General features: G+C 62.0%; 6 protein-coding genes. All 6 read left to right on the forward strand.

Annotation, left to right across the window (positions count from 1 at the left end; all coding sequences use genetic code 11):
- The first annotated feature begins 1 nt into the window (after window position 1).
- The 6 genes from HMPREF2874_RS03580 (at window position 2) to tyrS (ending at window position 8,220) form a co-directional block, all read left to right on the forward strand.
- Entirely contained in the window at window positions 2-790 is a 789-nt protein-coding gene (locus HMPREF2874_RS03580; RefSeq protein WP_070648969.1) for a hypothetical protein, read from the forward strand.
- 369 nt (window positions 791-1,159) lie between these two features.
- Window positions 1,160-1,645 (forward strand): arginine repressor, encoded by a 486-nt coding sequence (locus HMPREF2874_RS03585; protein WP_049344446.1) that lies wholly within the window; start codon window positions 1,160-1,162, stop codon window positions 1,643-1,645.
- Between the two features lie 172 nt (window positions 1,646-1,817).
- Entirely contained in the window at window positions 1,818-3,434 is a 1,617-nt protein-coding gene (locus HMPREF2874_RS03590) for an AMP-binding protein (RefSeq protein ID WP_141754210.1), read from the forward strand.
- Window positions 3,435-3,729: 295 nt separating this feature from the next.
- Complete coding sequence (locus HMPREF2874_RS03595) at window positions 3,730-4,281, forward strand: adenine phosphoribosyltransferase (RefSeq protein ID WP_049346408.1); 552 nt, start codon at window positions 3,730-3,732, stop codon at window positions 4,279-4,281.
- 219 nt (window positions 4,282-4,500) lie between these two features.
- Window positions 4,501-6,795, forward strand: coding sequence for a HelD family protein (locus tag HMPREF2874_RS03600; protein WP_070648970.1), 2,295 nt, complete (start codon window positions 4,501-4,503; stop codon window positions 6,793-6,795).
- Between the two features lie 120 nt (window positions 6,796-6,915).
- On the forward strand, window positions 6,916-8,220 hold the full coding sequence (gene tyrS / locus HMPREF2874_RS03605; RefSeq protein ID WP_049346400.1) for a tyrosine--tRNA ligase: 1,305 nt from the start codon (window positions 6,916-6,918) through the stop codon (window positions 8,218-8,220).
- Window positions 8,221-8,593: the final 373 nt, after the last annotated feature.

The following is an 8,593-nucleotide window of genomic DNA, read 5'->3' on the forward strand; positions in this document are numbered from 1 at the left end:
AATGGCTAACCGAGAAAGCTCGCACGATCGCCGTCCGCAGAACGAGGATTCTGCGACTAATCATTCCGAGGATTTCCGCTACGAGGAGCCCGAAGAACTAGAGTACGAAGAGTACGAAGAGTACGACAACTACGAAGAGTACGATGACGACGAGGATGACGAGGAAAACGCCTCCCTTTTTGCGATGAGCGAGGATGAGCTGGAGGAGCGCCCCGGCGTGAACTGGCTGTCGGTGCTCTCAGCCGTCGTCGCGGTGGTCGTGGCCATTATTCTGGCGGTCGTGGGCGTGCGTTCCTTCGCCTGGGTGAACGCGAATGCCGACTACGCCGGCCACAGCTGGGTTGTGCAGGGCACCTACCAGGATTTGACTCCCGACCTGATTACCAAGGAGAACGTGGCGCGCTATAAGGGCAACCTCCCCGCCGATGATGCGCTCAACGGCAAGACGTACGTGTCGAATCTGAAGGATAAGTACAAGGTCAATTCCAGCGCTACGGTGGAGTTCCGCGGTTCGCAGACCGGTGACGTTCCGGCCGATTTCCCGCGTGAGGTGGATGGCCTGCTGGTTGAAAACAACGGTCAGCTGGAGGTTGTTTACACCGCAGAGAAGGGCACCCTGAAGCCCGTAACTGAGGGGCAGGTGACCGGTCATCGCGTGGCCGGCATCGCAAGCATTATCGGCGCGATTCTGGTGTTGCTGGGCGGTATAGTGTTCGCCGTGTGGCTGAACCGCCGTTCCCGTAACGTGGAATACGAGGACCTGGACGGTCTGGTGGATAACGAGGACTAACCGATCAGTCCTTCCATAACGATTTTGTGGGGGCCCGCCTCCCGCGCCGGTACGTGATGAGCGTAGTCGGTGCGGTAGGCGGGCTTTCGCTGTGCTCCCGGAAGATGCTCCCCAAAGAGGGGGGCGGCGCCTATGCATAGCACGCGAGGTTATACGTCCGGGTGCGTATTTGCACGCGGAGATACGGCGGCCGGAACGTACATATCGTGAGATTCCGGGGCGGATTTCCCTATAAATATGAGAATAATCCATATTTATGACGCATATTTATGTGCATATGTATTATCTTGGGTAGAGAGGACGCACCCGTTCCACCGACGGACGGGAAGGTCCACACTCGTGATTGGCACCGTAGGAAGAAGAGATAACATGCCTTTCCCCTCGACCAAGATCGCGCGTCAGGCCCGCATCGTTGAGCTGCTGCAGACCCGACGTGTACGTTCCCAGGCTGAACTGGCGCAGTACCTGACCGACGACGGTATGAAGGTTACTCAGGCCACCCTTTCCCGCGATCTCGTTGAAATTGGAGCCGAGCGCATCCGCGATGAGGGTGCCGGTCTGATTTACGCTGTTCCGAACTATCCGGCTCGCCGCGGTGGCGGCACCGCGCCGGACGCCCGCATGATTTCCCTGTTCAAGGAGCTACTGATTACCGCCGAGGGTTCGGCGAACATCACGGTGCTGCGTACCCCGCCGGGTGCGGCTCAGTTCCTGGCTTCCTCGATTGACCAGAGTGGCATGGACGCCATCCTGGGTACGATTGCCGGAGACGACACCGTGATGGTGGTTACCCGCGACCCCAATGGCGGGGCTGCGCTGGCTGAAAGCTTCCTGGACTGGTCGGCAGCCCAGTAGCGTGCGAGGGGTGCGCCCCGGACCGTTCGATGAACGAATCGGCGGTCCCGGACGCACCCCTGTTGTGTGCCCACGCCGCGGCAATCGGCCCCGGGCATCGGGAGTAGCCCGCACGAGGGCTTCTCGCCTACAGACGAAGACGATTCGAACAATACCGCAGGAGAACTCAACGATGACTTCGATACCCAGCTCTGGACCCCGTGATCCTTCGCAGGCTGAGCCTTCGGCCCGGAATAATACCGCCTCAATTCTGGCGGAGGCGGCTGCGGCCTCCCCGCGCAAGGTCGCGCTCGCACTGCCCGCCGCGGGGGACTCCGCTGAGTCCTCCTCGCTACTGAACATCAGCTACGGCGAATTGGCCTCCGCCGCGGCAGAGGTGCAGCGATACCTGGGAACCCTGGGCGTGGAGGCGGGCGACCGAGTGGCCCTGTCCATGCCGAACGTGCCGCTGATGCCCGCCCTCTACTACGGTATTGCCGCGCGCGGTGCGATTTGCGTGCCGCTCAACCCTCTGCTGTCGGGTGCGGAGCTGGAGTACCACCTTGAAGACAGCGGCGCAAAGGTTCTCTTCGCCTATACCGGTACTCGCCTGGCGCAGGAGGCCGCCTCGACGGTGCCGGTGAAGAACGGTTCGGTGCGGTGCGAAATTTTTGAGCCCTCCGCCTCGCCCCTGGCCCCCTTTGACGGTGTGGACGTTCCGCTGGCACCCGCCGTGGTGAAAGAGCAGGATCCCGCGGTTATCCTGTACACCTCGGGCACGACCGGCCGCCCGAAGGGAGCCACCCTCAGCCACGCGAATATCCTCTTGAACGCTCGCAGCTGCGTGAAGGTTTTTGGTTTCACCGCCGAGGACGTCATCTTTGGCGGCCTCCCTCTCTTCCACGCCTTCGGCCAGACGGTGTCGATGAACGCGGCTTTTGCCGCGTGCGCGACGGTGGCTTTGCTTCCGCGCTTTACGCCCGATCACGCGCTGAGCCTGATTGAGGCGGCTCGGGTGTCGGTGCTGGCGGCCGTGCCGAGCATGTACATCTCTCTTGCGGCTCTCATGGCTGAGCAGCCGGAGCGTTGCGCCCGCCTGCGCGGTACGGTGCGCTTCGGCATTTCGGGTGGTTCGGCTCTGCCCGCTCCGGTGCACGAGGCTTGGAAGGAGCTGGCCGATTGTACCGTGTACGAGGGCTACGGCCTGAGCGAAACCTCGCCCGTGGTTTCCTTTAACCAGGCGGCCTTTGGCATGGTGCTGGGTTCGGTGGGTCGCGTCCTGCCAGGTGTGCAGGTTCAGGTGCGCGACTCGGCGGGCGTCGAGTGCCCGACGGGGGAGAGCGGCCAGCTGTGGGTGCACGGCGAGAACGTGATGCTCGGTTACTGGAATAACCCCGAGGCAACCGCCGGAGTGTTCGACGGTGAGTGGTTTGCGACCGGAGACGTGGCGCGTGTGGATGCCGACGGCAATATCTTTATCGTGGACCGCATCAAGGACATGGTGCTGCGCAACGGCTACTCGGTGTACCCGCGCGAGATTGAGGACGTGCTGTACACCCATGATTTGGTGCAGTCCGTGGCGGTGCTGGGTGTGCCGGATGAGCGCGTGGGCGAGGAGATCGTCGCCGTCGTGGTGCCGCGGTCCGGAGCCGACTGGGGCGTGGTGCAGGCGGAGCTCAATGCCCTGGCCCGAACCCGCCTCGCGGCCTACAAGTACCCGCGCCGCTACGTTGCGGCGGATGCGATGCCGCTGGGCCCGACCGGAAAGATTCTGAAGCGGGACCTGCGTTCGAAGCTGGCGGAGTCCTAAGAGCATACTGGGAGCGTAGAGTCCTAGAACACGGGGCCCTAGCCCCCGATGCTTCCCGCGTCTCAAAGCCCCTGCCCCTCAAGCTTCAAAGCCCCGCCCCTCGAAATGAGGAAACGGCCGGGGGTTTACGCGTGAACCTCGCGTCAATCTCGCGTTGATGCGGGCTGATGGGGGTGACCGGCGGGTGTACAGAGGAAAAAAGCGCTGGAACAGAGTAGAATTCTCTAGGCGGCCTGTGCCGCCGCAGATGATTCCGGGCCGTTCGGGCCCGACGCCACCCCACGAAAGAGAGAGCATGAGCGTTCCCGCTTCTGAGGCTACCCCCATCGAACAGCGCATCCCCGCGGCCTGCGCCACGATTCAGGATTACCCGCACGAGGGCATCCTCTTCTACGATGTGACGACTCTCTTCGCCAATCCCGAGGTGTTCAAGGCCTGCATCGATGAGCTGGCCCACCGCTTCGAGGGCGAGTTTGATGTGGTCGCCGGCGTGGAGGCCCGCGGCTTCCTGCTGGCATCGGCCCTGGCTTACGCTACGGGCAAGGGCATCATGACGATTCGCAAGGCCGGCAAGCTTCCCCGCGAAACTTACCGTGAGGAGTACGCGCTTGAGTACGGTACCGCGGCCGTCGAGATTCACTGCAGCGACTTCGCGCCGGGTACCCGTGTGCTGATTCTTGACGATATTCTGGCGACCGGCGGCACCCTGGAGGCCGCGGTGAAGCTCGTGGAGCGCGCCAAGCTTAAGGTTGCCGGCGTGGCAGCCCTGCTGGAGCTGGATGGCCTGGGCGGCCGCGATGCGCTGGCCGGCTACCGCGTTGAGACCCTGAGCCTGGTCTCCGAGTAGCGGCCCGATAGCGGATTCCGCATTATTTCTTCCTGCCGTAGGGCAGAACCAAAGGTGCCCCTTCCGATGCTTTCGGGAGGGGCACCTCGCCGTCTGACCGGCGCTACCGGAAGCCGTCATATTTCTGGGCTCGAGAGCCCATCCTGTAGAATAGTGACCCGTATTTTTAGGTGCCGCTCACGGTGCCGCACTGAGACGCACTATGTTTAAGGAGCTTGCGTGTCATCTGAATCCCTGTCCCACCGGCCCGAGGAATCGTCGAAGGCTGAGCAACTATTTGCCGAGCAGATGGCTGCTGAGCGCGAGTACGTGTCCCGCGTATACGCTCGTCTGGACGAGCTACGCGAAGAGACCGCTCAGAAGCTGGCGGATGTGCGCAAGAACCAGGCGGTGGGCGGGCACCAGAACCGTTCGGAGCGTGACTCCTTCGCAACCTATTACGAGGATCGCCTGGCTCAGCTGAACGCCGTGGATTCTCGCTTGACCTTCGGCCGCCTGGACATGGACCGCGAAGGTGCGGATGCTGTGCGCTACATCGGCCGCATCGGCATTACCGACGATAACCAGCGTCGCCTTCTCATGGACTGGCGTGCCCCCGAGGCGGGTACCTTCTACCAGGCCACCGCGTTTCAGCCGATGGGCGTGCGCCGCCGTCGTCACCTGATGCTGGAGGGCCGCACCGTCGTGAACATTGAGGACGAGGTCTTCGACGAGGCCATGCTGGAGGATTCGGAGGCCCTGCACGGTGAGGGTGCGCTGCTGGCCGCGCTGAATAAGAAGCGTACCGGCCGCATGGGCGATATTGTGGCGACCATTCAGGCCGAGCAGGACGCAATCATCCGTTCGGAGCTGCCGGGTGTGCGCGTGGTCCAGGGTGGTCCCGGTACCGGTAAGACTGCGGTGGCTCTGCACCGCGCGGCCTATCTGCTGTACACGAACCGTGAACGTCTGTCGAAGGCGGGTGTGCTCGTGGTGGGCCCCTCGAATTCTTTCATGTGGTACATCGAGCGCGTGTTGCCTTCGCTGGGCGAAACCGGCGTGGTGATGGCTTCGCTGGCGACCCTGTACCCGGGCCTGCGCGCCGTGCCCGAGGAAGACCGCGCGGTGGCAGCCCTTAAGGGCGATTTGCGTATGGTCAAGGTCATTAAGCGCGCCGTGGCGGACCGTCAGAAGGTTCCCGCACGGGCGCAGCTTCTGAACGTTGAGGGAACGGACGTCGAGCTGACCCCCGAGATGGTGCGTTCGGCTCGTTCCCGCGCCCGTTCGACCGGTAAGCCGCACAACGAGGCCCGCGAAACCTTCGTGAAGATTCTTTTGAAGGAGCTGACGGTCAAGCTTGATGAGCAGCTGAACCGCGCGGCGGGCCGCGTGGTGGAGCGCCCCTACCTGCAGGATGATGTGCGCGCCTCCATGGACGTGCGTCGCGCCCTAAACCTGGCATGGATGCCGCTCTCGCCCGAGACCCTGTTGCGCTCGCTGTATTCGAAGCCGCACTACCTGGAGTCGGCTACCCGTAGTCTGTCGAAGGCGGAGCGAGAGCTTCTGGCTCGTCCTGCGGATGCTCCCTTTACCGAGGCCGATGTCCCCCTGCTGGATGAGGCCGCGGAGCTGCTGGGCGATTTCTTGAAGGTGACGGGTGCCGCTGCGGCGGCGCGTGCGGCGGCCGAGCATCGCGCGAACCTTGAGAACGCGACGAAGGCTTTGGAGAACGTACACCAGTCCCTGGAGGATATTGGCGCCGATGGCGTGATTACCCCCGAGCAGATTGCGATGATGAACGAGGTGCGTGGCGAGCGGATGACCGCGGCGGCCGCGGCTTCGTCCGATCGCACCTGGGCGTACGGTCACGTGGTGGTGGATGAGGCGCAGGAGCTCTCGCCGATGCAGTGGCGTCTGTTGATGCGACGCTGCCCCATGAAGTCCTTCACGATTGTGGGCGATATTGCTCAGGCTTCGTCGCCGGCGGCGGCTTCGTCGTGGGCGCAGGCCCTGGAACCGTTCGTGGGGGAGCGCTTCACCCTGGACGAGCTGACGATTAACTACCGCACTCCGGCGCAGATTGCGCAGGCTGCGGCTTCGGTAGCTCGGGCTGCCGGCTACGAGGTGTCGGCTCCTCGCGCGGTGCGTGAGGGCCAGTGGCCTCCGCTGATTCGCGAGGTTGCCCCCGATGCCGTGGTGGAGCAGACCGTGTCCGTGGTGGACGATGAGGTTGCCCAGTCCGGCGGCGCGCTGATCGGCGTGATTTGCCCGCCGAGCCTGTACCTTGAGACGGCTCGGGCGGTGGCTCGTGCGCACGCCGACCGCACGGGTACCGCGCAGACGGCTCTGGAAAACCAGGTGCTGGTGCTGACCCCGTGGGAGGCGAAGGGCCTGGAGTTCGACGTTGTGGTGATTGTTGAGCCGCAGCAGCTGATTGATGATGCGGACGGCGCGGTGGGTGACGTGTACGTGTCGATGACCCGTCCCACCCAGCGCCTGTATCTGGTGGGTTCGCGCATGCCCGCGGGCCTGTAGTCGAATCCTTGCACCCGCCGCCGGGCGCTTGTTCTGAGCGTTTGTGCCGGTGCGGTGTTAGGCTTAGTACATATTTTGTTCGGACGCCTCGTGCGTCGTTACCTTGTGAATGGGAGAAGCATGTCTGCCGAGATCCTCAACGCGCAGCATAATGACGATACCTTCGAGAATATTTGGCAGGAGCTGAAGTGGCGCGGCCTGGTGCACGTGAGCACCGATGAGGCTGCCCTGGAGAAGGCGCTGAGTGAGGAGACCCTGACTTTCTACACGGGTTATGATCCGACCGCGGCTTCGCTGCACCTGGGCCACCTGGTGCAGCTGCTGGTGATGCGTCGTCTGCAGCTGGCAGGTCACAAGCCGCTAGGCCTGGTGGGTGGTTTCACCGGTCTGATTGGTGATCCGCGTCAGACGTCTGAGCGTGTGCTGAACTCGCCCGAGGTTGTGGCCGAGTGGGTGAAGTCCCTGCGCGCACAGATTGAGCGTTTCCTGTCTTTCGAGGGTGAGAACGCTGCTCGTATGGTGAATAACCTGGACTGGAGCGGTCAGATGTCCGCCCTGCAGCTGCTGCGCGATGTTGGCAAGCACTTCCGCGTGGGCACCATGGTGAAGAAGGAGATTGTGGCGAAGCGCCTGAACTCCGACGAGGGCATTTCGTACACCGAGTTCTCGTACCAGATTCTGCAGGGCCTGGACTTCCTGGAGCTGAACCGTCGTTTCGGATGCACCCTGCAGACCGGTGGCTCTGATCAGTGGGGTAACCTGACCAGCGGTACCGAGCTGATTCGTAAGGTCGAGGGTAAGAGCGTTCACGCTATTGGTACCCCGCTGATTACTAACTCTGACGGCACCAAGTTCGGTAAGAGCGAGGGTAACGCTATTTGGCTGAACCCGCAGATGTGCTCGCCGTACGCGTTCTACCAGTTCTGGCTGAACACCGCGGATGCGGATGTTGTGGATCGTCTGAAGGTGTTCACCTTCCTGACTCGCGCTGAGATTGCTGAGTTTGCCGAGAAGGTTGAGAAGGAACCGTTTAAGCGTGAGGCTCAGAAGACTCTGGCGTACCTGGTGACTTCGCTGGTGCACGGCACCGAGGCTACCGATCAGGCTGTGGCTGCTTCGGAGGCTCTGTTCGGTAAGGGTGATTTCGCTGCTCTGGATGAGGCTACCCTGGAGTCTGTGGTTGCGGAGCTTCCTTCGGCGAAGCTGACCGAGGACCGTCTGGACCTGATTTCGGTGCTGACCGAGCTGGGCTTTGCGAAGTCTAACTCTGAGGCTCGTCGCATTCTGAAGGAGGGCGGCGCTTCTGTGAACGGCGTGAAGGTTCAGGGTGAGGACGCCACCATCTCCAAGGATGACCTGCTGCACGGTCGTTTTGCAATGGTTCGCCGTGGTAAGAAGAACCAGGGTGCGGTTGAGCTGGTCTAGTCTCTTCTGACTTTCTCTATACATAGAGGGGGAGGGATGCTTCCCTGCTGAGTAATCGGTGGGGGAGTGCCCCTCCCTTTTTCTCTCTCTACTTCTCGAGAGGTATCTCTAGAGCCCCTCCGTTAGGAGGGGCTCTAGTTTTATCTTCCTGTTGCCCTCTGCATCTGGGTTTGTCTTTGTTCGCGAGGGTTTTGAGGGTGTTTCTCCCCTGTTTTGGGGCTCCAGAGAGGGGGATTCGCAGATTTTTAAGGTTTTTTAGAATTTTTTTGAAGATTTTTTGCCACCCTTAAAACGCTTTGACTAGGGTGTTTAGCGTCTGGAGGGGCGCTTGAGACCCTTTCAAGGCCTTATTTGTGTTCTACTTCACCCGTAT

Source organism: Rothia sp. HMSC068F09 (genome assembly GCF_001812775.1).
GTDB classification, from domain to species: Bacteria; Actinomycetota; Actinomycetes; order Actinomycetales; family Micrococcaceae; genus Rothia; species Rothia mucilaginosa_A.